Origin of the sequence: Paraclostridium tenue, assembly GCF_039521565.1 — a bacterium.
GTDB classification, from domain to species: Bacteria; Bacillota; Clostridia; order Peptostreptococcales; family Peptostreptococcaceae; genus Paraclostridium; species Paraclostridium tenue.
In genome coordinates this window covers 22948-48328 of the sequence record NZ_BAAACP010000005.1, presented here as the reverse complement: position 1 = coordinate 48328, position 25381 = coordinate 22948, and the positions used below count along the sequence as shown (strand labels likewise).

Here is a 25381-nt window from a genome sequence, read left to right as displayed (position 1 = left end):
ACAGCTTTTTTATGTAATATTAGTTATATAATATACCCATTCTTATTTTATCTTTTAAGTTTTCGTTTAAAGCTAATGTAAATATTAAATCACATTTACTATCTATTTTACCTTGTATATTTTCTAACATTTCATTTAACATATGTAATACTTCTTCTATCTCACAGTATTCATTTCCAAGGCTTATAAACACTATACCTTTTTTCTTAGTTAAATCTTCATCTGTTTTTAATATACTATCAAATAACATTTCAACTAATTCTTCTTTATTTACTGATTTATCACTTTCAATAAATCCATGAGCTAATCCTTTTTCTTTAGATAATATTTCTTTTAAATCTGTTAAATCTATATTTATAGTACACTCTTCTGAAACAGATTCAACCATCATTTCTATTAGCTCACATATTAAGTTTCTATTTTCATCAGTCATTATAAATTCAGCATTAAAATCAAACTCAACTTTTTTCTTGTCTTGATTAACATCAATACCTATAGATACTATTCTTCTTTCCTTTGCCATGTAGTTTACAGCTTTTACTATATCACAAGTTCTTTGTTCTTTTGAATTGTATGTTATAAACAAAATTTCTACTTCATCTAGTATTTTAGCTGCATAATCTTTATCTATATCTTGGTTTATAGATATTTTTTCTGTAGATAATATTTCATTATTTTTTTTATAATTTATTATGTATTCTAAGTTTTTTATACCATCTTCACTTACACCTATTATTTTTGCAAATTTATTATTAAAATTCATAGTCTTACTCCTTAATTTATTTATTAGTATAGTGTTTATTATAAACATTTGTATTATTAATCTACTATAATTTTCTAGTAATATATTACTAAAATAATAGTTTATAGTAAAGTATTGATTTTTATACAAACTTTTTCGAAACTTTTGTAGTACAATGTAATATGTATTTTTATATTAACTTATTAAGGATTTGTTAAGTGATAATGATGAGTACAACTATTTTAAAAGCTAGAAATTTATTTAATTTTGATAATGTAAAAAAATATATAAACAAAGTTATTACAGTTATAGATTCATTTCATTATTGTATAGATTATATAATAAATTAATAATTTAAAAGGAGCTATTAATAATTTTTAAATAGCTCCTTTTATGTGTTTAAATTTTCGGGGTACACCTTTTATCCTCCTACTACCTACCTTTTATAGATTTTAAAATTATTCTACTTCATAGTCTGGTGAATAATCGTAATCTAAGTCCATTTCATACCCAAAACATTCCATAACAATATATTTTTCCATATTTACTACCTCCTTATAATTTTTCATTTTGAAATTTATCAATTAAAATTCATCATATTTACTATAAATCTAATAATAATAATATAAATATTTTTTACATTTAATAGTGCGTATTTATATTATTATTGAAATTTAGTTATATAATTAATCATTAAACTTTTAAATTTGATTTTTAAATTATTAATTAATTCACTTAATCTAATTTATAATCTGGTGAGTAATCATAAATTAATTCTTCCTCATATTCAAAATACATTAGACTAATTAATTCTTTCATATTTTTATCCTCCTTATTATTTGCAATTTATTTTTTGTATCTTTCACTATATATTTAATATATGCACTTTAAAATAAAAATTCCACATGTTTTTAAAATTTTTATTTTTTAATTTTTATAATAAATAAAATAAGAGTATGCAACTGCATACTCTTTTTCTTGCTTTTTATTATTTTAAATACCTTAATTATTGTAATTCAATCTTTTCTATATTTTCTTTCATAACTTTTATAGATTTATCAAATTTTTCTTTTTCTTCTTTTTCTAATGGTAATTGTATTACTTCTCTTACTCCATCTTTATTAACTACACTAGGTGCTGCTATATATACATCATTATGTCCGTATTCTCCATTTAAATAAGATGATACTGTAAGTATGCTATTTTCATTTTCAAGTATAGCTCTAGTTATAGCGGTTAAAGCCATTCCTATACCATAGTAAGTTGATTTTTTACACTTAATTATTTCATAAGCTACATTTTTAACTTCATCTTCTATTTTTGCTAAATCATCAAATGTTATTTTACTGTCTTTTCTAGATGCCATTTGATAGATAGGTTGAACCCCTTGTAATGCATAACTCCATGCTACAAATTGAGAATCTCCATGTTCTCCCATAACATAAGCATGTACATTTTTAGGATTAACATCTAATTTTTCACTTAAAGTATATCTAAGTCTTGATGAATCTAGAGTTGTACCAGATCCAATTACTTTATGTTTATCATATCCAGAAAGTTTGGCAGCTATATAAGTCATTATATCTACTGGATTTGTAGCTATTAACAATATACCATTAAATCCAGATGCTTTTATATTATCTATTATATTTTTCATTATTTTTGTATTTTTATTTAATAAATCTAGTCTAGTTTCTCCTTCAGCTTGTATAGCACCAGCTGTTATACATATAATATATGCATCACTACAATCTTTGTAATCACCTGCATATATTTTCATTTTTCTTTTGCCAAAGTTTAAACCATGATTTAAATCCATAGCTTCTCCTTTAGCTTTGTCTTTATCTATATCAATTAAAACTAATTCTTCACAAGTTCCTTGATTTACCATAGAATAAGCATAACTCATTCCAACCATTCCTGTACCGACTATTACTACCTTATTTTTCATATATCTTTTCCTCCAAATGTTTATATCATTATTTTGTCCTATTTTTTCTATTTAATAACACTTTAGTATTTATTAAATTTTAATCCAGATTTTTATTATATACAATTATTCCCATAGAGTCATTAAATTAAACTTATTTTTTAAATTTAATTTTATTTTTTATTTTATTTTTTTATAAAAATTACAAAATAACTATTATAAACTTTAATATAAAAACTTTTAATTATTCATTTCTATATTGTTTGATTGTATTATATAATCTTTAAATTTCTTTGCAATAGGTGACATGTAAGAATTTTTATAATATGCCATATATATAATTCTCTTTTTTATATTTTCCTTAATTTTTATTTTGGATAATGCATTTGTATTAATCATTGGCGTATTTGGGACTATAGAAATTCCAGCACCTGCAGATACTAATCCTTCAACTACACTTCCTATATTTGCTCCATCAGGCTGAATAGCTATCTTAGGAGTATAACCTAAAAGTTCACTATATGATATTAATCGGTCTTTACTATTTTCACAAAATGCTATAAAGTATTCATCTTTTAATTCTTTTAAAGAAATTTCTTCTCTATTTGAAAAAATATGATTTTTAGGTACAATTAAAATATATTCTTGTTTCTTTATTGGAATAGATTCTATATCGTAATTATCATCAATTTTATATTCACTATCATAAAATCCTATATCTATTTTCCCAATTTTTAAATTTTCTACTATACTATCTACAGATTGTTGATTAAATTGAAATTTAGTATCAGGATTATTATTTAAAAAATCACTTATAAAAAAATTCATAAAATAAACACCTATCCTAGGCGTAGATGATATAGATATAGTTCCTCTATCCTCACTAATCATTTCTTTTAATTCATTAATACCTTTATCAATTTCTGTTAAAGCTCTATTTGCATAAATTAAAAATGTTTTTCCAAAACGTGTAAGTTTTATATTTCTACCTTTTTTCTCAAATAAGGGAACTTTTAACTCATCTTCTAATTTAGATATTGCTTTGCTTAATGCTGGTTGAGTTACTGATAAAAGTTTAGCTGATGTTGTAAAGTTCTCTGTTTCAGCTATAGTTTTAAAATACTCTAATTGTTGTAAATTCATTTTATCCTCCTTATTTTAATTTTTAAAACCCATAACGAAAAGTTATAGTTATATAAACAATTTGAATTAGACATATATGATATATAAGTGCTATAATCTCATTAAATATATAATTTTATTATATAAATGAAGTATAAATTTTATTTATTGATATGTCAAAATATATAAGTAATTTGGGAGGATTTAATTATGATGAAAGTTGATAAAGACCTTTGTATAGGTTGTAGTTTATGTGTTAATGATTGTATAGTAAAAGATATAGAACTTGTAGATGGCAAAGCTCAAATTAATAATGTAAACTGTTTTAAATGTGGCCACTGCATTTCTATATGTCCTAAAAAAGCAGTAGCAACAGATGATTATAATATGGATGAAGTTTTAGAATATAATAAAAATGATTTTTCTATAGATGCTGATAACTTACTTAATTTTATAAAATTTAGAAGAAGTGTAAGACACTTTAAGAAAAAAGATGTTGAAAATGAAAAGATTGAAAAAATTATAGAAGCTGGAAGATTTACTCAAACATCTACTAATGCTCAAAATGTATCTTATATAGTAGTAAAAGATAATATAGATAAGTTAAAGAAAATGACTTTAGAGAGCTTAAATGAATTAGGTAAAAAGTTGCTAGATAATTTAAATCCACAAACTATTCCATATGAAAAATATGCTAAAATGTGGATTAATATGTACGAATCTTACAAAGCTGATCCTAAGGGCATAGATGGATTATTTTTTAATGCTCCTGCTGTAATACTTGTGGTATCTGATTCTCCAGTAAATGCATCTCTTGCTTCTTCAAATATGGAACTTATGACTAATGCACTAGGTCTTGGTACTTTCTTTAGTGGATTCTTTATAAAAGCTGCTGATAGAAATAAACAAATTATGGACTTTTTAGGTCTTAATGAAAATCAACATATAGTTACTTGTATGGTAATTGGATACCCTAGCGTGAAATATCAAAGAACTGCTCCTAGAAAAGATGCAGTTATATCTTGGAAATAGATTTTATAAAAATAAAAGCAATATAAAAATCTTAAGCTAAAAGATTTTTATATTGCTTTTATTATATTTAATTTAATTATAATTCTATGTAATTTATTTCTTCTTCATCTTTAACTGATATCCATTCTTTTTCAAGAAGATTTTCATTTTTTATAATTTTATTTACTGGCATTTTCATATACTTTCCAGTAGCAGTTACTGCTATTTCTCCATTTGGCAATATAATTTCTCCCGTTCCTTCAAATAACTTTCTATTTTCTTTTATTATTCTTCCTACTACTTTTATAGTACAGTCTGTTGGCACAGGCTTTTTATATTTTATATCTAAAGATACAGTAACACCCCAAACTTCATTATTTGATAAACTTATAGCTCTACCTATAGTTTCATCTAATATAGCAGCAGACATACCTCCATGCATTCTTCCTGGGTAACTTTGATGCCACTCTTTAGTATCACATATAGCTATTAGTTCATTATTTTCTAATTCGTAAAAATTTGCTTTTAATCCTAAATCATTTTCAATTCCACAAACTAAGCAATTGCTACTGACATTTTGTTTTTTTAACACTTTGTATTCCATAGTGTTGCCTCCAATCTTATACTACTAATTCCCTAAGTATTATATCATAACAAAAAGATGAATGTAATTTAAAATGGCTAAGGTTATGATAACTCACCTTAGCCATTTGCTTATTTAGTAACTAACTGTAATTCAACTGGAATAAATTTATCTACTTTTTCACCTTTTAAATATTGATTAGCTACCTTTACCGCTGTTTCTCCTATAAGTATAGGTTGTTGAGCTACAGTTGCTGCCATAGTACCTTTCTTAACTGCATCAACAGCATCATCTGTTGCATCAAATCCTACTACTAGTACATCTTTCATATTCGCATCTGCAAGTGCCTTTGATGCACCTAAAGCCATTTCATCATTTTGGGCAAATACAGCATTTATATCCCCCTTAGATTGTATAATATTTTCCATAACACTAAGACCTTTTGTTCTATCAAAGTCTGCTGATTGTTTGGCTATTATATCTAAATTACTACCTTTTACACCATCTTCAAATCCCTTACCTCTATCTCTTGTTGCTGATGAACCTGCTATTCCTTCAAGTTCCACTACATTACCTTTATTTCCTAATTTGTCTATTAAGAATTTTGCTGCCATGTCACCACCAGCTATATTATCAGAAGCTATGTGCGATACTACATTTCCACCATTTGCAACTCTGTCTACAGTCATGACTGGAATATCTGAATTGTTAGCTATCATTACTGACGCCACTGCTGAGTCTGAATCAACAGGGTTTAATAAAACTATAGATACATCTTTTACACTTATATCTTCCATATTAGATACTTCTTTTGCTGGATCGTTTTGAGAGTCTAATACTACAACCTCATAGCCTAGTTTTTTTGCTTCCTTTTCAACACCTTTTTTTAAATCAACAAAGAAAGGATTATTTAATGTTGATACTATAAGACCTATTTTCTTTGTATTATTATCTTTTTGACTACATCCTACTAGAATGAAACTTGATAAGACTATAGTCATTATTATTGAAAGAAATTTTTTCATCATTATCTTCCTTTCTTAGTTACTTTTTCTGTCTAATAATACAGCAATTAGTATAACTATACCTTTAACCATCATTTGGTAGTACGATGATACATCTAATATATTAAGAGCATTACTTAATACCCCTATTATAAGAGCACCTATTATTGTTCCACTTATCTTACCTTTTCCACCTGTAAGCTTCGTTCCTCCAAGTACTACTGCTGCTATTGCATCAAGCTCATATCCTGTACCTGCAGTAGGTTGAGCTGAGTATAATCTAGAAGTTATTATTATACCTGCTACAGCTGATAATATCCCACTTATAGTGTATACCCATATTTTTATTTTATCTGTATTAAGTCCTGATAATTTAGTTGCTTCTTCATTTCCACCTAAAGCGTATGTATATCTACCCATTTTAGTGTGGTTTAAAATATAATAACATGATATAAATACTAATATTGTTATAATTACTGGTGATGGTATCCCTAATATTGTTCCTCCACCTATTTTACCAAATGCCATTGCTAATGCATTACTCCCTAAAGTTATCGGCTTTCCATCTGTAAAAACTAAAGTTATACCTCTAAGTATTGTCATTGTTGCAAGAGTTGCTATGAATGGTTGTAACTTTCCTTTAGCAATTACAAATCCATTTAAAAATCCAACTACTGCTCCAACTACTATAGCTGCCATTGCGGCTACTATAATGCTTTGCCCTGATGCTAAAAGCGATGCTGCAAAAGCTCCACTAAGAGCAAGGACTGATCCAACAGAAAGATCTATTCCTCCTGTTAATATTACAAATGTCATACCGGCTGCTATTATAGCATTAACTGATGTTTGTCTAAGTATGTTTAATATGTTTCTAGTACTTAAAAACGATGGACTAAGAATCGAAACTACAACTATTAATAATAATAATCCCACTAACGACTTATACTTTATTAATAAGCTCTTTAAATCTAATTGTTTATTTTTGTTTTGACTTATTTTAGCTTCCATATTTAAGCCTCCTTCACTTTAACTGCATATTTTAATATACTCTCTTGAGTTGCATCTTTGATATCTAATTCTCCAGTTAATCTGCCTTGACTTAAAACTAGTATTCTATCACTTAAACCAAGTATTTCTGGCATTTCAGAAGATATCATTATTACTGCCTTACCTTGGCTTTTAAATTTATTTATAAGATCGTATATTTCTTTTTTTGCACCAACGTCAACTCCACGAGTTGGTTCGTCAAGTATAAGTACATCAGGATCAGTCATAAGAGCTTTCGCTATTGCAACTTTTTGCTGATTTCCCCCACTTAAATTTTTAATGATTTGTTCTTCACTTGGAGTTTTTATATTCATTTTCTTTATATAATCTTTAACTTGAGTATTTTCTTTAGCCTTATTTAATTTAAATAAACTAGATAAACTATCTAATGATGATATAGTCATATTTTCTCTAACCGATAATGAAAGAATTAATCCATCGCCCTTTCTATCTTCAGATACATATGCTATCTTATTTTTAAGTCCATCTTTGGCTGACTTATTATTAACTTCTTTTCCATTAACAATGACTTTTCCATTTTCTTTTTTTATGTGTCCGTATATAGTTTTTGCAAGTTCAGTTCTTCCCGCTCCCATAAGCCCTGCAATACCTACTATTTCTCCGCTTTTTACATTAAAAGATATATTATCTACATATTTATTAGAAATATTTTTAACATCTAAAATTACATTTCCTTTTTCAACTTCATGTCTTGGGAATTGATCTGTAAGTTTTCTTCCAACCATCATTTCTATCATTTTATCTTCATCTAGATTGCATATTTCTTCACTTCCTACATATTTCCCATCTCTTAAAACTGTTATATAATCACATACTTCAAAAATTTCTTTTAATCTATGTGATATATACACTATGGCTTTTCCTTCATTTTTTAAATCTTCTATTACATTAAATAAACTTTCTGTCTCTTTATCTGTAAGAGCATCTGTTGGTTCATCCATTATTATTATCTTTGCATCTAATGATAAAGCTTTTGCTATCTCTACCATTTGCTGTTGCCCTAAACTTAAATTTCCAACTAATTCTTTTGAACTAGTTTTTATATTTAATTTATTTAAATATTTATCAGATTCTTCATAAAGCTTTTTAAAGTCTATTTTGAATCCTTTTTTAGGTTCTCTTCCTAAAAATATATTTTCACCTATAGTTAAATCTTGTATTAAATTTAACTCTTGATGTATTATTGCTATACCTTTTTCTTGTGCATCTTTAGGTCCTTTTATATCTTCTAAGTTTCCATTATAGTAAATTTGACCACCATCTTTTTTATATACACCACTTAAAACTTTCATAAGTGTTGATTTTCCTGCACCATTTTCTCCCATAAGAGCCATTACTTTTCCTTGATAAAGTTCTAAATTAACTCCATCTAGGGCTTTTACTCCAGGGAACTCTTTAACTATATTTTTCATCTGCAAAATAGGACTTTTCATATAGTACTCCTTCCGAATTTAAAAGTTTTACTAAAATACAACGCCTGATTTTAATATTATATTTGAATATGGAGTGCATTCTCCTGTTCTAATTACTGCGTGAGAGTCTTTAGTCATTTTCTTAAACTCTTCATGTTCTACCATTGTTACTTTTACATTTTCAAATCTATTTGATATTTCTTTATACATCTCGTTTGCAGCATCTTTTATTTCTACTGCTATTATTATTTCTTCTACACATAGTTCTTCAAGTACTGTATCTAATGTATCTAAGAAAGTTGGAACGCCATACTTTAAAGCTAAATCTATTCTTTTGACATCTTTAGGTATAGGTAAACCGCAATCTCCAATAGTTAAACTGTCTGTATGTCCCATTTGAGATATAACTGATGATATTTCGCTATTTAATAATTTTCCTTTTTTCATATCTTTACCCCCTAAATTTATTAACTTCTTCTAATGTTGGTAGCGAACTTTGCGCACCTTCTTTTGTAACACATAAAGCACCTACTCTTGATGCAAAATCCATAGCTGTTTCTATATCTTCATTCTTTGAAAAAGCTACTGATAAAGCACCTGTGTAACTATCTCCTGCTGCAGTAGTGTCTACAGCTTCTACTTTGTATGATTTTTTAAACATTGATTTGTCTTTATTTATATATAAACTACCTTTAGACCCTAGAGTTACTATTAATTCTTTAACTCCTTTTTCTATCATAGTTTTAGCTGCATCTAAAATATCATCTTCATTGTTTATACTTACTCCACTTAATATTTCAAGCTCTGTTTCATTAGGTGTAAGTAAATCTACATTTTCTATTATAGAATCTTCTAACTTAACAGCAGGCGCTGGATTTAATATTGTATATTTTCCAAACTCCTTAGCTTTTTTTAATGTATATTTTATAGTATCAAGTGGTGTTTCTAATTGAACAACTACTATGTCACTTCCTTTTATAGCTTCTATATTTTTATCTATGTCATTTTTGCTAACTTTAAAATTTGCTCCTGGTGCAACAACTATTGTATTTTCTGCATTTTTGTCAACAGTTATCATAGCTACACCAGTTGGTCCATTTTCTTTATGTACATAAGTTGTATCAACATTATTATTTTTAAGTGCATCTATTAAAGTTTGTCCAAAACTATCAGTCCCAACTTTACCTATCATTCTTACATCTCCACCAAGTCTTGCCATTGCAACTGCTTGATTTGCACCTTTGCCACCCGGTACTTCCTTAAAGTCGCTTCCTATTAATGTTTGTCCTTTTTTAGGCATGTTTTCTACGTTTACTACTAAGTCCATATTTAAACTACCTATTACACATATCTTTTTCATAATCGTCCTCCTCTAAAGTTTTGAGATGTTGAACTTCTTATTACAAGCTCTGGTTTAAAAATCATTTTTTCTATATTATTAATTTCTTTATTTTCTAAGTTATTTATGAGTATACTTGCCGACTCATATCCCATATCATAGGAATTTTGTTTTATAGTTGTAAGTTGCGGCTCAATTATATTCGCAGTTTGAATGTCATCAAATCCAACTATGCTTATATCTTGTGGTATTTTTATACCTATTTCTTTTAAAGCTTTTATAGCTCCTATTGCTATTAAATCATTGGCTGCGCATATTGCAGTAAAATTTATTTCATCTAAATTTTTAACTACTTCATAGCCCCATTCAAATGAATATTCTCCTTGTATTACAAGATCTTCATTGAATTTTATATTTGATTCTTTCAAAGCTTTTTTATATCCTTTTAATCTATTTATAGATATTTCACTTTTTAGTGGTCCACTTAAGTAAAGTATATCTTTATGGTTTATTCCTACTAGGTGTTTTGTTCCTAAGTAAGTTCCTTCTTCATTATCTAAACTTACTACACCTTTAAGATTTTCTATATTTAACTCTTTATCAACTAATACAATTGGTTTTGATGATATTTTATATTCATTTGAGTTAACTTCAGTTTTAGAGGATGGTGCAAATATAATTCCATCAACCATCTTCTCTGTTAATGTGTTAAAAGCTCTTGTTTCTTTCTCTATGTTTTCATCTGTATTACAAAGTATTATATTGTAACCTTCTATCACAGCCTTGTCTTCTGCTCCCCTTGCTATATCTGTGAAAAATGGATTTCTGATATCCGGAATTATAAGCCCTATCGTTTTAGTTTTCTTTGTTACTAAGCTTTGTGCCATTTTATTAGGTACATAGTTTTTTTCTCTTACTATATTAAGTATTTTTTGCCTTGTACTTTCACTAATCTTTTGGTCCTTATGATTTAATACTTTTGATACTGTAGTTTTTGATACCCCTGCTAAATTTGCTATATCTTTTATAGTTACCAATTAAATCCTCTCCCAAGTTTATTTAGTGTATTATTTTTAGGGTTACCGGTTATCCTTTTTTATAAATATACCATACTATATCCATTTAATGCAACATATTTTTATTTGTACATCATTTTGAAATCATTTTCCAAGATTATTCAACGCGAAATAACAGCTATTACTATAGCATTTTCAATATTTTTGATGATTACTTAATATTTTTTCATTTTATTGTTTTTTTATGATATACTTTTAACCTTATCCTTTAGATATTTCTTTTCATTGGATTTTAAAAAAAGATTACCCTAAATTAGAGTAATCTTTTTCAATATAGACTTTTCTAGAAAAGACATATTATGACCTATAAAAGGTATTTGTATTTCAGAACTCCCATATATTTTTTGAAGCTTTCTATGTATCTACTTCTTGATTCAAATCCAGCTTCATCATATTTAAATACTCCACAATCCTCTAAGACCTTTTTAAATATAATACCTACTTCATATCTTAAGATTTCATCTATATTATAATTACTTAAATTATCATACTTAAGTTTTAAGTAATTATACCAATCTAAATGTATTTTTAATTGTTCATTTATAAAGCTTTCATCTTTTTCTTTTAATAAACACAATTTTACAATTTCTAGCTCTTCTTTTAATCTTGCTGGCAATACAGCAAGACCTAAAACCTCTATAAGACCTATATTCTCTTTTTTAATATGATGTAGCTCTTTATGGGGATGGAATATTCCATCTGGATATTTATCATTAGTTTTATTGTTTCTTAAGACTAAATCTATTTCGAAGTTATTACCTCTTTTTCTCGTAATAGGAGTTATAGTGTTATGAGGTATATCTTTAGTATGTGAATATATATTAGCTTTTTCATCGGAGTAATTTTTCCAATGATTTAATATAAAACTTGCTAAATCACTTAATTTTTTCTTATTATTTGAATTTATTCTAACTACAGATAAAGGCCATTTTATCATTGATATCTTTACATCTTCATAGCCTTTTATATAAATCTCTACAATATCACTAGCTCTGTCCATAGCAAATTCATATCTTCCACCTTGATAATGGTCATGACTTAATATAGAACCTCCAACAATAGGCAAATCTGCATTTGATCCTATAAAATAATGTGGAAATTTTTCTATGAAATCTAAATTTTTATCAAAAGTTTCTTTATTTATAACCATAGGTTCATGATTGTCTGAAAAAATTATACAGTGTTCATTATAATATGAATAAGGAGAGTATTGTAAGTAATATTTTTTATCTTTAAGATTTACAGGTATAGTTCTTAAATTTTGCCTTGCAGGATGATTTAATCTACCTCTATAACCTACATTTTCTTTACATAGTAAACATTTAGGATAAGATGATAATTTAATGTCTTTAGCCTTCGCAATTGCCTTTGGATCTTTTTCTGGCTTAGATAAGTTTATAGTTATATCTATATCTCCATATTCTGTATTTGTTTTCCAAGTTATATTTTGAGCTATTCTATTAGTTCTAACATAATCACAAGCTTTGCTTAAATTGTATAAGTAGTTGGTTGCACTTATTTTATCTTTTTTATATTTATGGTTAAATTCTTTTATAACCTCTGAAGGTCTTGGTATAAACAAGCTCATTATTTTAGTATCTAGTAAATCTCTATATGCTGATGTATTAGACTCCAAAATATTTAATTCATAAGCATAATCTAGTAAATTATTCATTATGTCACTTAAATTATCATAGTCTTTATTATCTTTTTCTATTATGTATTCATCTAAATCAAATAATTCTATAAGAGAATTCCTTATATAAGTTATATCATCATCTGTAAATAACTCATGCTTTAACCCATATTTTATAAGTCTTTCAAAATCTTTATATATACTCATATCTCCTCCTTAAACTAGCTCTCTAGTTCCATCTCCTATCTCCGCTACATAAAAATCTGCTTCATAACCTATTATATCTTTATATTTTCTTGAAACTTCATTTATAAAATCATCTTTCATATCTTTTTGTACAATAGATACTGTGCAACCCCCAAAACCTGCACCTGTCATTCTAGAACCTATTGTACCTTTTTGTTTTAGTGCTAGTTCAATCAGAGTATCTAGTTCTTTTCCTGTAACTTCATAATCATTTTTTAATGAATTATGAGAATCTATCATAAGCTGTCCAAAAGTAGTTATATCATTTTCTTGTAAGGCTTTTACCGCTTTTAAAGTTCTTTGATTTTCATATACAGCATGTTTTGCTCTTTTTCGATTTATAGGGTTAGTTATTAAGTGTTTATTTTCCTCAAATTCTATTTCATTTAACTCACCTAAAGAGTTTATATCTAAATTAATTTTAAGTTCTTTTAAAGATTCTTCACATTCACTTCTTCTTTCATTGTACTTTGAATCTGCAAGTCCTCTTCTTTTATTTGTATTCCCTATTATTATTATCTTATCTTTTAATTCTAAATTTGAATATTTATATTCTAAAGTATTGCAATCTAATAAAATTGCTTGATTTTTTTTTCCCATACCTATTGCAAATTGATCCATTATTCCACAATTTACACCTATAAACTTATTTTCTGCTTCTTGGCAGTATTTAACTAAATCTATTCTATTAATATTTAGTTTTAATAGATTATCTATCATAACTCCCATTAATAATTCTATTGATGCTGATGATGACAACCCAGCTCCATTTGGTATGTTTCCATATACAACCATATCAAAGCCTTGATTTATTTTATATCCATGTTTTTTTAGTGTTGTTATAACCCCTTTTGGATAGTTAGCCCAATCGTGTTTTTTTTCATTTTCCAACTTATCTATACTAAAACTTATTACTCCTAGTTTATCAAAGTTTTTAGAATACATATTTATAGTTTTGTCATCTCTTAGAGCTATTGCACCATAAGTTCCAAAACTCAATGCACAAGGAAATACATTCCCCCCATTATAATCAGTATGCTCCCCTATTAAATTTACTCTTCCAGGTGAAAAAAACACTCTCGTATTTTCTTTTTCCCCAAAAACATCGTTAAATAACTTTAACATATTTTCTTTCATTTTTATCTCCCCTAATTATTTATATTATATACTTACTAAAAAAATATAGTTAATATACTAAGTAATTTGACTGGATTAAAATCAATCAAGCATCAAATATATACTCAGTTATTAACTATATTTTGCACTTATATCTCTATATTTTTAATTTATAGTTTCCCTTCCTAAACTCACTTCACTAACTTCTTTATTATTAAATATAGTTAATCTAAATTCTAAGTTAAATTGTTCAAATTTACATCTATACTTATCTAATTGCCATTGACCACAAGAATTAGTCCCAACTCCATTTTGCTTATAATCTATATTAAATACTATATAATCTCTCTTTACTAAATCTATAGTGTGTTTAGCATATTCTAAATCTGTATCTTCATAATATGATGCACTAAAGTTGATTTTATCATCTGCTACAGCCATTAAGCTCATTCCTCTGTCATTTCTTAGACTAACCCAAGAACAATCACTTCTATTCCCATTTTCTTGTGGCTTAACATAGTTTGTAAACAACCCATCAACAGTATTATCATAAACTCCAAATAGGTTAGCTTCTTTAGTATCTGGATATGATTCTCCTGGACCTCTACCTTGATACTTAACATTTTCCAATTCTTTATTTACTCTCATTTGAAGACCTATTCTAGGTAGCATATCCGGTGCAGTATCTATTTTTCCAGATGGTGTTCCAGATACTTTAACTAATATATCCCCATTACCAAATACTTTATACTCATAAGTTGACTTATAATGCCAAGCAGAGTTTGTAGTTCCATTTATAGTATCAACTTTAAATGTAAGAACATTTTCTTCTAATTTATACTCTATATTTCTTACAACTTCATGCATTAAATGCATAAAATACTTTTTCTTGTAATCTTCTACAACATACATATCGTTGTCTATTGGAGCTCTCCAGAAGTTTAATCTTGGTCCTTCTTCTACTAATTTATATTCATCTTTAGTAACTTTTAATATATGACCTCTTACTAAATCAAAATCAACCTGGAAGTTATCTCCTTTTACTAATAATTTACAATGTTCTTTTTTAATTTCTAGATTTCCTTTTGGTGTAACTTTTAACTTTTCCATTTTTACTGGTAATTCAAATTGTGCTGTTGCTAATTCATATCCAGCCTCCGCCCATTTACAATCTTCTTTTAATACATATGATATATTTAAATAGTAAGTTGCACCATTTACCTTAGGGAAATCTAAACTATATGGTAAAGTTATTTCGCAAGTTTCTCTTCCAGCTACTGATGGCATTTCCATTTTTCCACTTTTTACTAATTTATCATCCTCTTTAATATTATAAACTAAATCCAATGTATTTAGGTTATTAAAATCGTATCTATTTATAACTTTTATTATTCCTTTTTCTAAATCAACTGCCGAAGTTTCAGCAGGTTCTATAACTTTTTTATATTCTAAAAGACCTGGAGAAACTGTTCTATCTGGCATTATCAATCCATCTATACAGAAGTTTATATTACTTGGATCATCTCCAAAGTCTCCACCATAGCTATAGTAAACTTCCCCATTTTCTGCTACTGTATGTATACCATGATCAAACCATTCCCATACAAATCCACCTTGTAACTTATCATACTTATAGAATAAATCTTGATATTCTCTTAGGTTACCTGGTCCATTACCCATAGCATGGCAATATTCACATAATATATGAGGCTTTTTAATATCATTTATTATAGTATCCATCGTAAATTTACTATCACGTTCTAACCAAGTGTACATCGTACTATATACTTCAGAAACTGGTCCATTTTCTTTAGCTACATTAAAATCCCCTTCATAGTGTAATATTCTAGTAGGGTCTAAATCTTTACACTTCTTAGCCATTGCCTTAAAATTACAACCAAATGAAGATTCATTTCCTAAAGACCACATTAATATAGATGGATGATTTTTATCTCTATTAATCATTCTATCTATTCTACTTACATGCGCTAATTCCCAGTCTGGATCATCACTTATCCATGCATAATCTCCAGTTAGCTCAAAACCATGACACTCTAAGTCTGTTTCATCTATTACATATAATCCATATTCATCACATAATTCATATAAATAATGTGAGTTAGGATAGTGAGCTGTTCTAAGAGCATTTATATTATGTTGTTTCATTAAAATAATATCTTTTTCTATTTCTTCTTTAGCTACAACTCTTCCGTTTTTAGGGTTATAATCATGTCTATTTACACCTTTAAACTTTATGGCTACCCCATTTACAGTAAATACTTCACCTTTTATTTCTATTTTCCTAAATCCAACTCTTTGAGGTATAACTTGAACTATTTCCTTATCTTTGTATACACTTATCATCAATGTATATAAATTTGGTTCTTCAGCACTCCACTTTAATGGATTTTTAATTTCTTTACTGAAATTTAACTCTCCATTAATATCTACTAACTCTTCAAATACTACATTTTTATCATTATCCAATAACTCAAAATGAACTTTCTGATTTTCATATTTTCTAAACTTTAAATTTATATTTAATTTAGCATCCTCGTACTTTTCATCTAGATCTGTAACTACAATTATATCATCTACTCCATATACTGGTTCTGTATAAAGTTCTACATCTCTAAAGATTCCACTTAACCACCACATATCTTGATCTTCCAAATAAGTACCATCACTCCATTGATAAACTCTTACTGTACACTCATTGTTTCCACATCTTACATATTCAGTTATATCAAATTCTGCTTGTATTCTAGCACCCTTGCTATATCCAACTTCTTGACCGTTTATCCAAACATTGTATGCTGAATCGACGCCATTGAATTTAAGTATTATTTTTTCATTCATCCAAGACTCGTCCACAACAAAGTTTCTTTTATATATTCCAGTTGGATTTTCCGTTGGAACATATGGAGGATTTATAGGGAAATTGTACCATAAATCAGAATAATGCATTTTACCATAACCTTGTAATTGCCAGTTTCCTGGAACTATTATATCCTCCCAGTTATCTGAGTTAAATTCTTCTTTGTAAAAACCTTCTGGTGAATATTCTGGTGCATCTAAAAATAAAAATTTCCAACTTCCATTTAAATTTTTATAATTATGTGTATACTTTTTATCTCCTATTAATGCTAACTTTTTAGATGGAAAACTTAAAAAATGAGCTCTTGCATCTAATCTGTTTATTCCATCAATATGTATATTTTCCCACAGTTTCATAATTAATCTCCCTCTCTACTTTTAATTATATATTATCTTATAGCCGATACTTCGTTAGCTACATCCTTTCCAACTTTCCTTTCATATTTATTCCAACATATTAGTGCAAATCCTAAAAATACTACTAGTCCTATAACATTGTATAAAAGTACAAATAATGGATTAGTTGCATCCGCTTCTAATGTCCCATTAAAGTATGCAGATAAATCCGATGGTGATGGAACTGAAGATATTATAAATACGAATGTAAATAATACTAATAATAAAACTCCTAATATTATCCCTAAACCTTTTGAACCTACCTTAAAACTTCTTTCTATATAATCTTTCTTTGCTCTTAGCACTATATATCCAACTAAAAAGAATAGTACTGGTATTAATGAAGTTGATGCAGTCATATTTATTAACATTTCAAGTAAGCTATCTACTGAACCTATACCAAGTGCTGGTATTATTAAAAGAATAGTTACTATTACAGCTTGAAGATATAATGCATTTACTGGGTTACCTTCATCGTTTGTTTTTGCTACCCAGCTACCAAATATTCCTTCTGGTATCTCTGAAAATAATACTTTAACTGGTGCTGCAGTCCATAATACTAGGGAACCTAGACTTGCAAGTAGCATTATAAATCCTACTATATTAGTAATTATGTTTCCTATTCCATAATGAGAACCTAATATTAAAAATGAATCAAACAATCCATTTGAGAAATTCCCAAATAAAATATTTTCTGGTACAACTATACCTACAGCTGCTGCTCCTAATGCATATAATGCACCTACTAATATAGTTGAAAATAACATAGTTTTTATAAAGGCTTTATTTCCACCTTTTACATCTTTAACATAAACACCTATACTTTCGGCTCCTCCTACTGCTTGTAAAACCCATGCTAATACCATAAAGTATGTCCAGTTAAATTTTGGCATTATTGTTTCTGTGTTAAATTGTTGTGCTGGTTCTTCTCCCAAAAATAATATTATTCCAAAGGATAAGACTATAAATCCAATACCTAAAACCATCCTAGCTATACCTGATATACTAGTTATCTTTGATATCCAGCTTACACCTTTAGTTGATAATATCGTTACTCCCCAAAACATTACTATTGACAACACAGATATTAAAACTGTTTTTCCATCAAATACATTTTTACCTACAAATGCATATGAAGCATATATCAACGTTTTTGGTAATAATGATGTAAAGAAAAATAAATTAACAAAGAAATATGACCAAGATCCTAAAAATGCCCACTTTGCTCCTAGTGATGTTTTTATCCAGCTGTTAATTCCAGATTCTGAATTTTTATTTGCTGATGCAAACTCCCCTATCATTAATGCAAATGGAAAGAAATAAAATATAGTACCAAATATATAAGACGGTATTGTAGCAAGCCCTATATTAACACTACTATCAATTATATTTCCAAATGAAAATACAGCTGTAAATGTCATAAGCATTAAAGCTGATGAACTAAGACTCCCTCTTCTTTCACTCATTTTTATTAAACTCCTCCAAATTTTTATTTAAATCTTATTTAAGAAAACCTTTTCTTGTATATTTTAATAATATATCTTTTTATATACTATCTCAATGTTGTAATGTTGCTATAATTTGTATTATTGTTGCATTTTAAAATTGACATATATATGATTTTGATTTAAATTCATAATATAGAAAACGTTAGCATAGGAGGGATTTTATGAGCAAAATAGGTATTTTTTCAACAGACTCAAAACCTAGTAATGAACTATATATATTTGAATGTGGTTTTGAATATTGCGAGCCAAGAGATCCTTATCAATATGAACAAATAGATTACTATTTAATTCATTATGTAATACAAGGTGAGGGATTATTTTTTATAAAAAATCAAGTCCATCATTTAAAAGCTGGAGATGGCTTTATTATACCTCCCAATACAGATAATAATTATTATCCTACTAATGATAATCCATGGGTTTACAGATGGATAGGTATTAATGGCTCTAAGGCTAAAGAGCTTCTTAGCTTATGTGGTTTTTCAAATGAAAACTATATTTTTAGATATAATAAAGACAATCAGCTTAATGAGCTATTTGAAAATATATATTTAAATTGTAATTCTAATTATTTGTTTAAGGCTTTGGGTTATTTATATCAGACATTATCCTTACTTATGGATGAACATTCAATTTCAACTTTACAAGGAAAAACTTCTTCTCAATGTTATATATCTGATGCCTTAGATTTTATCGATAAAAACTTTGATAAAAACATTTCTGTTTCTGATATATCTGATTATTTAAATATAGATAGAAGTCATTTTTACAAAATTTTCAAATTGCATATGATGAATACACCTCAACAATATCTTATTGAATATAAGTTGAAAAAAGCCTGTGATTTACTTAGAAAAAGTAGCTACTCTGTATGTGAGATCAGTAATATAGTTGGATTTACTTCGCAATCTCACTTTTCAAAAACTTTCAAGAAAAACCTTAATTTAACCCCTTTAGAATATAAATCTTTATTTATAAAGTAAACACTATAAAAAGAGCTACTCTCTAATAGAGATAGCCCTCTTTTTATAGTTTAAAATAACTGTAAAAATCCGAAATAGATTTGTATCGTTCTTCTCTATTTGGATTTATTGCATTAACCACTATATGGTATAGTTCTTTAGAAGCTTCCCACTTTTCATATGAATGGTCTTTATCATCTCCAAGTATTCCAAAAATTAAAGACCCTAAATTAAATACATTAGTTTTCTCATCGATTGGTGAATTTAATATATACTCTTCAGGTGATTTAAATCTTTTTGAACCCCAAAAATCTTTTCCTATATCATTTATAGTTGGTTTTTTCCTAAAAAGGTCTATATCGCAGATTTTAGTTGTATGATTATCAAAATCATACATAATACTTCCATCGTATAAATCTATTGCTACATATCCTAACTGTTCAACATTTAAAAGAAATCCAAATATTTCATTTATGGATTTAATTCGCTTATCTATTGGCAGTTTTTTATATCTATAGTAAGCTGATTTTTGATGTGTGTACTTTGGGTATTTATCAAAGTTCCAGTGTTCATGTAAATTTTCTCCTTCTATCCATTCAAACACTACTCCATATCCTTTATCTGTTTCGAAGCTTTCTTTTAATTTTATTAACTGATCGCACTTAAGATCTTTATAAATATTGTTAGTTCTTTTTAAATTTTCTACAGCTGTATTTATATCTCCATCATAATTTAAAGTCTTAGCCTCAGCATATTTTATAAAAAGCTTATCAGATCCTCGCTTTACTCCAAAACATATATTCCCAGAATCTTGTTGGTCGAATACACAAAATACAGTTTCAAATTTTTTTAACCAACTAAAGTCATATTCTTCTCTTAATTCAAAACAAACTCCATCTAATTCGTACTTAATAGTATTTTTCACCATTAATTTCCCCCTCACTTCAATCCTCTATACTTAATTAATTATTAATACTTAATATAACTTTAATTTCATCAACTATATCCTCTATACTCTTATTTGATGTATCAATTTTTATAGTATCATCTTGTTGTATAATTCTAGTCTATCTAAACTTCTTTTTATATTATCCTCATATCTTAAACCAAGTTTAATATCTTTGTTTATTCTATTTATAAGATTTTCTTTAGAGCACATTAAAGTTATTTTATAAACATCAACACTAGAAGGATCTATTTTATTTAATATATCTTTCATTATATCCTCAGTATGTATTACCCAGTTAAATACAATATATTTAGATTTAGAATTTTTTATAAAATTATTTAGTATGTATGCTATATTATCTAATACCATAAATTTATTTTCATCTGTAACTTTAAATGGGTTCATCATCCAGCAGTTATCTCCATCTAGCCAAAATGAATTATCTAATTTTTTATATAATGCTTTACTTATAGTAGTTTTTCCAACTCCCATAACTCCATTTATAATGATTAACTTCTTTTCCATTAATTATCCCCTTTAATCTATATCTCTTATTTTTAATTTAATACTTAAGCTATCATAGTTATTATAAATTAATATCTATAATAAAAAAGGATTCTCCTAAAAATTAGGTAATCCTTTTTTACAATTAACAGTTATACTCTTCATTTGCAATATTCATTTTAGATATTATTTTAAAACATATAATTCCACCTACTATAATTCCTATAGGCATAGGTCCTATAAATAAGTTAGGATTATTTATGGCACTAAACATCATACCTATACCTGCAAATCCATTTACCATTGCATGCCCAATAGCTGCAGGTATGCAACTTTTAGTTTCTAAAGTTAAATATGCTAATATTGAACCTACAAATATACAAAATATTATCATTGCCAATATTCCACCCCAAGGAGCTGTAGGATATGAAAGTCCATAATTGTGACCCATAGCAATCATAGGAGCAATTAGTATACTAGATTCCATTTGGAAAATTAACATAGATTTAACCTCACTATCACTAGGCACAGCCTGACCAAGAGTTGTTAATTGAGCTTTTGTCTTATTTATCATATTGCTAATACTTAATATTTTTTAAATTAGGTTTTAGCCTATTTAAATATAAATAAAAAGTACCTCGCAAAATACGAGATACTATATTATAAAATCTTCATCTTCTAATTCTTCATATATACCCTTTTGATATCCATTGCCTTTAGTTGAAAAGAAATCATGTGATTTAGTTTCCGTGCTTAGACCATTCAATACAATAGGGTTAATCTCATCTACTTTATAATAATCCTCAAAACCTAGGTTCTCTAAAGCTCTATTGGCATTGTATTGTAAGAAGGTTATAACTTCATCTATAAGTCCACTACCTTCATAAATCTTTTTAGTGTAATTTATTTCATTTTCCATAAGAGCTTCAAATATTTCATACATTTTAACTTTTAACTTAAATTTTTCATCTTCATTAAATGTATCATATATCTCTTGAGCTAAAAGACCTATATACTTACCATGGAGTGATTCATCTCTAAGTATAAGTGATATTATCTCTCCACTAGCTACCATTTTTCCTTGTCCTGCTAGATATAGTGGATAGAAAAATCCTGAGTAAAATAAAAAACTTTCTAAAAATACACTAGTAACCATTGATAAGTATAAACTTCTTTGGTCTGTTGTATTTTCATATTGAGCTAATATTAAATCAGCTTTTCTTTGTAATGTGGGCTCACTTTCTATCCAATCAAATAATTCATCTATTTGAGTTGTAGTTAATAATGTCATAAATATAGAAGAATAACTTTTCGCATGTATTTCTTCCATAGTTCCCATAAAAGATAATACTGCTTTTCTTTGTAGATTATCAGTTAAACTCATCATTGAAGGAACTCCGTTATTTCCTTGTTTTGTATCAAGTAGTGTAAGTCCTGCTAGTACTTTTTTATATAATTCTTTTTCACTTTCTTTTAAATCATTCCAAGTTTTTAAATCTTTTGATACTGATATTTCTTCTGGTAGCCAAAATTGTTTTACATTTTGATCCCAAAATGCTTGTGTAAATCCATCATCTTCTTTGTTCCAATTAACAGCTTTGTGTACTTTATTTAAATTAAATGTCATATTATTTTCCCCCTATACTGAACACATTAGACATTCATTGTTATCTCTTATCATTTTTGTTCTTGTGTAATATAAACTTTTTAAACCTTTTTTATAGGCATATATATAATATCTTGCTATATCTCTAGTAGTTTTATCATCTGTTACAAATAGCGTCGTTGATATTCCTTGATCAACATGTTGTTGTACTGTTGCTACTATGTCTATAACATTTTTCATATCCATTCTATATGCTGATTGATAATATAGCATATTTTCATTAGTTAAAAATGGCATTGGATATATTGTCGTTGAGTCACCATAAGTTCTAACTTCTACAGGTTCCATAATAGGCATTATACTTGAAGTTGCATTTTGAACATAACTTATGCTTTGTGTTGGTGCAATAGCAGTTAAGTATGCATTATATATTCCATTTTCTTTAACTTTATCTAATAAATCAGCCCAATCTTTAGACGTTGGTATATATATTCCTTCAAATAGTTTAGATACTTTATTGGTTTTTGGTAAATATGAATTATTACAGTATTTTGAAAGTACACTACTAGCTTGTCCTTTAGCATATTCAGATTTTTCAAATCCATCAAAAGTAGTATTTTTTTCTATAGCTATTTCCATAGAAGCTTTAATAGCATAATATCTTATCATTGCAAAAAATACATTTGAAAAGTCTATAGCTTCTTCTGAAGTATATAAAATATTTTCTCTTACTAAATATCCATGTAAATTCATAGCCCCAAGCCCTATTGCATGAGAAGCATTATTCCCTTTTTTTATCGTAGGAACTTCTTTGATATCAGTTTTATCCGATACAAAAGATAATGCTCTTATAGCTGTATTTACCGTATTTTCGATATCTTTATTATCCATAACATTGGCTATATTTAATGAGCCTAAATTACAACTTATGTCTTGCCCCCATAAGTTTTCTCCTCCATAACCTTTTATGTCTGATGGTGTTTGATATTGAAATATCTCACAGCAAAGATTAGACATTTTAATATTTCCCACATCTTTTAAAACATGTTCCTTATTTGCAGTATCAATAAATACTACATAAGGATATCCGCTTTCTTGTTGCATTTGTGCTATTTTAGTTAGCATCTGTCTAGGGTTTATTTCCTTTTTTAGTATATCTTCATCATTTTTTAACTTATCATACCAATCATCCATTTTTATATCATCTAAATGGACTTTATACTTTTTATATACTGAATGAGGATAAAAAGCATAAGCAATTTCATTTTTTTCTGCAAGTTCCATAAATTTATTAGGTATAATTGCTCCAAGTGATAAAGATGCTAATCTTATCTTTTCATCCGCATTTATCTTTTTGGTATCCATTAATATTTCAAAGTCTGGATGAAATACTGTTAAGTAAACTGCACCTGCTCCTTGTCTTGCTCCCATTTGATTAAAATATGTGAAAGATTGTTCTAGCATTTTTGCAACACCTACTACTCCTCCAGCAGATCCAGCTATGTCTTTTATTGGTTCTCCACTAGCTCTAAGCCTTGATAAGTTTAGTGCTACTCCTCCACCTATTTTAGATAAATGATTTGATGATGATATAGCATATGAGATACCTTCTGTACTATCTTCTACTGATAGTAAAAAACAAGAAACCATTTCTCCTGCTCTTTTTCTACCTGCATTTAAAAATGTTGGTGTAGCTGGTTGAAACTCTTGTTTTATAAGTTTTTTAGATAAATTTAAAGCTAAATTTTTATCTCCATTACCTAATGCTAACGCTACAATTAAAACTTTATCATTATAATTTTCTAATATTTGTTTTCCATCATTAGTTTTTAAAGCATAGTTTTGATAAAATTTATTTGCACTCATATATGATTTAAATTTAAAGTTTTCTTTTGCTATATTTTTATAAATTTCTCTTATGAAATCTATAGAATATTTATCTATTACATCTTTTGAATAATAGTCATTTTCTATTAAATAATTTAATCTAGTTTCTAGATTTTTAAATTTTTTCATTCTAGGATTTATATATTCTTCTAAATAACTATTAAGAGCTTCTTTATCTTTTTCTAGTTGATATTTACCTTGTTTATCTTTAATTATTACTTCATTGTTAAGCTTAATATAATTCATTTTTTCCCACCTTTACAAAATAGATAAATAATTTTTAAAAATACAATATATAGTTGTTTGGTCTTTTTCTTATACTACATATTGTATATACACCACTTTTTAAATTTTTAATCTACTATTTTTTACATTAATTTTTAAAATTTTAATTTACTTAGCTATTT

21 protein-coding genes are annotated in these 25381 nt (G+C 27.3%); 2 read left to right on the top strand and 19 right to left on the bottom strand.

The window, feature by feature from the left end; genetic code table 11:
• Nucleotides 1-19: 19 nt before the first annotated feature.
• The 3 genes from ABFX13_RS05230 to ABFX13_RS05220 form a co-directional block, all read right to left on the bottom strand.
• Nucleotides 20-763 (bottom strand): FtsZ/tubulin family protein, encoded by a 744-nt coding sequence (locus ABFX13_RS05230; RefSeq protein ID WP_346043483.1) that lies wholly within the window; start codon nucleotides 761-763, stop codon nucleotides 20-22.
• A gap of 985 nt (nucleotides 764-1748) precedes the next feature.
• On the bottom strand, nucleotides 1749-2693 hold the full coding sequence (locus tag ABFX13_RS05225; protein ID WP_147544517.1) for an L-lactate dehydrogenase: 945 nt from the start codon (nucleotides 2691-2693) through the stop codon (nucleotides 1749-1751).
• A 219-nt stretch (nucleotides 2694-2912) separates the two neighbouring features.
• Nucleotides 2913-3815, bottom strand: a complete 903-nt coding sequence (locus ABFX13_RS05220; RefSeq protein ID WP_346043479.1) for a LysR family transcriptional regulator — start codon at nucleotides 3813-3815, stop codon at nucleotides 2913-2915.
• Between the two features lie 189 nt (nucleotides 3816-4004).
• On the opposite strand from ABFX13_RS05220, the gene ABFX13_RS05215 reads away from it, so the two are divergent.
• Complete coding sequence (locus tag ABFX13_RS05215; protein WP_147544521.1) at nucleotides 4005-4826, top strand: nitroreductase family protein; 822 nt, start codon at nucleotides 4005-4007, stop codon at nucleotides 4824-4826.
• 76 nt (nucleotides 4827-4902) lie between these two features.
• Here ABFX13_RS05215 and ABFX13_RS05210 read toward each other — a convergent pair whose 3' ends face one another.
• The 11 genes from ABFX13_RS05210 to ABFX13_RS05160 all read right to left on the bottom strand — a co-directional run bounded on the left by ABFX13_RS05210 (nucleotide 4903) and on the right by ABFX13_RS05160 (nucleotide 19024).
• The gene (locus ABFX13_RS05210) at nucleotides 4903-5409 is read right to left on the bottom strand and encodes a PaaI family thioesterase (RefSeq protein ID WP_346043475.1); all 507 of its coding nucleotides are present in this window, start codon (nucleotides 5407-5409) and stop codon (nucleotides 4903-4905) included.
• 110 nt (nucleotides 5410-5519) lie between these two features.
• On the bottom strand, nucleotides 5520-6413 hold the full coding sequence (gene rbsB / locus ABFX13_RS05205) for a ribose ABC transporter substrate-binding protein RbsB (RefSeq protein ID WP_346043473.1): 894 nt from the start codon (nucleotides 6411-6413) through the stop codon (nucleotides 5520-5522).
• Nucleotides 6414-6428: 15 nt separating this feature from the next.
• Nucleotides 6429-7400, bottom strand: a complete 972-nt coding sequence (rbsC, locus tag ABFX13_RS05200; RefSeq protein ID WP_346043470.1) for a ribose ABC transporter permease — start codon at nucleotides 7398-7400, stop codon at nucleotides 6429-6431.
• Between the two features lie 2 nt (nucleotides 7401-7402).
• Nucleotides 7403-8893: a ribose ABC transporter ATP-binding protein RbsA gene (gene rbsA / locus ABFX13_RS05195; protein WP_195925710.1), complete on the bottom strand. Its 1491-nt coding sequence runs from the start codon at nucleotides 8891-8893 to the stop codon at nucleotides 7403-7405.
• A gap of 30 nt (nucleotides 8894-8923) precedes the next feature.
• Nucleotides 8924-9319 carry a D-ribose pyranase gene (rbsD, locus tag ABFX13_RS05190; protein WP_346043467.1) on the bottom strand — a complete coding sequence of 132 codons (396 nt, stop codon included), beginning with the start codon at nucleotides 9317-9319 and terminating at the stop codon, nucleotides 8924-8926.
• A 4-nt stretch (nucleotides 9320-9323) separates the two neighbouring features.
• The gene (gene rbsK / locus ABFX13_RS05185; protein WP_346043464.1) at nucleotides 9324-10232 is read right to left on the bottom strand and encodes a ribokinase; all 909 of its coding nucleotides are present in this window, start codon (nucleotides 10230-10232) and stop codon (nucleotides 9324-9326) included.
• Nucleotides 10229-11248 carry a LacI family DNA-binding transcriptional regulator gene (locus tag ABFX13_RS05180; RefSeq protein WP_346043461.1) on the bottom strand — a complete coding sequence of 340 codons (1020 nt, stop codon included), beginning with the start codon at nucleotides 11246-11248 and terminating at the stop codon, nucleotides 10229-10231. Before ABFX13_RS05180 ends, rbsK begins: the two co-directional genes overlap by 4 nt.
• 343 nt (nucleotides 11249-11591) lie before the next feature.
• A complete protein-coding gene (locus ABFX13_RS05175; protein WP_346043458.1) occupies nucleotides 11592-13130 on the bottom strand; it encodes a UDP-glucose--hexose-1-phosphate uridylyltransferase in 1539 nt (512 codons plus the stop codon).
• Between the two features lie 9 nt (nucleotides 13131-13139).
• Entirely contained in the window at nucleotides 13140-14306 is a 1167-nt protein-coding gene (locus tag ABFX13_RS05170; protein ID WP_346043456.1) for a galactokinase, read from the bottom strand.
• Between the two features lie 144 nt (nucleotides 14307-14450).
• Nucleotides 14451-17519, bottom strand: coding sequence for a beta-galactosidase subunit alpha (gene ebgA, locus ABFX13_RS05165; protein WP_346043453.1), 3069 nt, complete (start codon nucleotides 17517-17519; stop codon nucleotides 14451-14453).
• Nucleotides 17520-17551: 32 nt separating this feature from the next.
• The gene (locus ABFX13_RS05160; RefSeq protein ID WP_346043448.1) at nucleotides 17552-19024 is read right to left on the bottom strand and encodes an amino acid permease; all 1473 of its coding nucleotides are present in this window, start codon (nucleotides 19022-19024) and stop codon (nucleotides 17552-17554) included.
• Nucleotides 19025-19227: 203 nt separating this feature from the next.
• Between ABFX13_RS05160 and ABFX13_RS05155 the strand changes: the two genes are divergently transcribed.
• On the top strand, nucleotides 19228-20049 hold the full coding sequence (locus ABFX13_RS05155) for an AraC family transcriptional regulator (protein WP_346043446.1): 822 nt from the start codon (nucleotides 19228-19230) through the stop codon (nucleotides 20047-20049).
• Nucleotides 20050-20092: 43 nt separating this feature from the next.
• Here ABFX13_RS05155 and ABFX13_RS05150 read toward each other — a convergent pair whose 3' ends face one another.
• The 5 genes from ABFX13_RS05150 to nrdE all read right to left on the bottom strand — a co-directional run bounded on the left by ABFX13_RS05150 (nucleotide 20093) and on the right by nrdE (nucleotide 25220).
• Nucleotides 20093-20956 (bottom strand): protein kinase domain-containing protein, encoded by an 864-nt coding sequence (locus ABFX13_RS05150; RefSeq protein ID WP_346043444.1) that lies wholly within the window; start codon nucleotides 20954-20956, stop codon nucleotides 20093-20095.
• 108 nt (nucleotides 20957-21064) lie between these two features.
• Entirely contained in the window at nucleotides 21065-21502 is a 438-nt protein-coding gene (locus ABFX13_RS05145; RefSeq protein ID WP_346043442.1) for an AAA family ATPase, read from the bottom strand.
• 124 nt (nucleotides 21503-21626) lie between these two features.
• Complete coding sequence (locus ABFX13_RS05140; RefSeq protein WP_346043440.1) at nucleotides 21627-22055, bottom strand: hypothetical protein; 429 nt, start codon at nucleotides 22053-22055, stop codon at nucleotides 21627-21629.
• 81 nt (nucleotides 22056-22136) lie between these two features.
• Nucleotides 22137-23108 carry a class 1b ribonucleoside-diphosphate reductase subunit beta gene (gene nrdF, locus ABFX13_RS05135; protein WP_346043438.1) on the bottom strand — a complete coding sequence of 324 codons (972 nt, stop codon included), beginning with the start codon at nucleotides 23106-23108 and terminating at the stop codon, nucleotides 22137-22139.
• A gap of 12 nt (nucleotides 23109-23120) precedes the next feature.
• Nucleotides 23121-25220 carry a class 1b ribonucleoside-diphosphate reductase subunit alpha gene (gene nrdE / locus ABFX13_RS05130; RefSeq protein ID WP_346043436.1) on the bottom strand — a complete coding sequence of 700 codons (2100 nt, stop codon included), beginning with the start codon at nucleotides 25218-25220 and terminating at the stop codon, nucleotides 23121-23123.
• Between the last annotated feature and the right edge of the window lie 161 nt (nucleotides 25221-25381).

Excerpts from the sequence above, each read along its gene's own strand:
- nrdE (WP_346043436.1), bottom strand. The coding sequence starts at position 25,220 with ATGAATTATATTAAGCTTAACAATGAAGTAATAATTAAAGATAAACAA.
- ABFX13_RS05160 (WP_346043448.1), bottom strand. The coding sequence starts at position 19,024 with ATGAGTGAAAGAAGAGGGAGTCTTAGTTCATCAGCTTTAATGCTTATG.
- nrdF (WP_346043438.1), bottom strand. The coding sequence starts at position 23,108 with ATGACATTTAATTTAAATAAAGTACACAAAGCTGTTAATTGGAACAAA.
- rbsC (WP_346043470.1), bottom strand. The coding sequence starts at position 7,400 with ATGGAAGCTAAAATAAGTCAAAACAAAAATAAACAATTAGATTTAAAG.
- ebgA (WP_346043453.1), bottom strand. The coding sequence starts at position 17,519 with ATGAAACTGTGGGAAAATATACATATTGATGGAATAAACAGATTAGAT.
- ABFX13_RS05215 (WP_147544521.1), top strand. The coding sequence starts at position 4,005 with ATGATGAAAGTTGATAAAGACCTTTGTATAGGTTGTAGTTTATGTGTT.
- ABFX13_RS05210 (WP_346043475.1), bottom strand. The coding sequence starts at position 5,409 with ATGGAATACAAAGTGTTAAAAAAACAAAATGTCAGTAGCAATTGCTTA.
- ABFX13_RS05140 (WP_346043440.1), bottom strand. The coding sequence starts at position 22,055 with ATGATAAATAAGACAAAAGCTCAATTAACAACTCTTGGTCAGGCTGTG.
- ABFX13_RS05220 (WP_346043479.1), bottom strand. The coding sequence starts at position 3,815 with ATGAATTTACAACAATTAGAGTATTTTAAAACTATAGCTGAAACAGAG.
- ABFX13_RS05150 (WP_346043444.1), bottom strand. The coding sequence starts at position 20,956 with ATGGTGAAAAATACTATTAAGTACGAATTAGATGGAGTTTGTTTTGAA.
- ABFX13_RS05175 (WP_346043458.1), bottom strand. The coding sequence starts at position 13,130 with ATGAGTATATATAAAGATTTTGAAAGACTTATAAAATATGGGTTAAAG.
- ABFX13_RS05225 (WP_147544517.1), bottom strand. The coding sequence starts at position 2,693 with ATGAAAAATAAGGTAGTAATAGTCGGTACAGGAATGGTTGGAATGAGT.
- ABFX13_RS05230 (WP_346043483.1), bottom strand. The coding sequence starts at position 763 with ATGAATTTTAATAATAAATTTGCAAAAATAATAGGTGTAAGTGAAGAT.
- ABFX13_RS05155 (WP_346043446.1), top strand. The coding sequence starts at position 19,228 with ATGAGCAAAATAGGTATTTTTTCAACAGACTCAAAACCTAGTAATGAA.
- rbsD (WP_346043467.1), bottom strand. The coding sequence starts at position 9,319 with ATGAAAAAAGGAAAATTATTAAATAGCGAAATATCATCAGTTATATCT.
- rbsK (WP_346043464.1), bottom strand. The coding sequence starts at position 10,232 with ATGAAAAAGATATGTGTAATAGGTAGTTTAAATATGGACTTAGTAGTA.
- ABFX13_RS05170 (WP_346043456.1), bottom strand. The coding sequence starts at position 14,306 with ATGAAAGAAAATATGTTAAAGTTATTTAACGATGTTTTTGGGGAAAAA.
- ABFX13_RS05145 (WP_346043442.1), bottom strand. The coding sequence starts at position 21,502 with ATGGAAAAGAAGTTAATCATTATAAATGGAGTTATGGGAGTTGGAAAA.
- rbsB (WP_346043473.1), bottom strand. The coding sequence starts at position 6,413 with ATGAAAAAATTTCTTTCAATAATAATGACTATAGTCTTATCAAGTTTC.
- rbsA (WP_195925710.1), bottom strand. The coding sequence starts at position 8,893 with ATGAAAAGTCCTATTTTGCAGATGAAAAATATAGTTAAAGAGTTCCCT.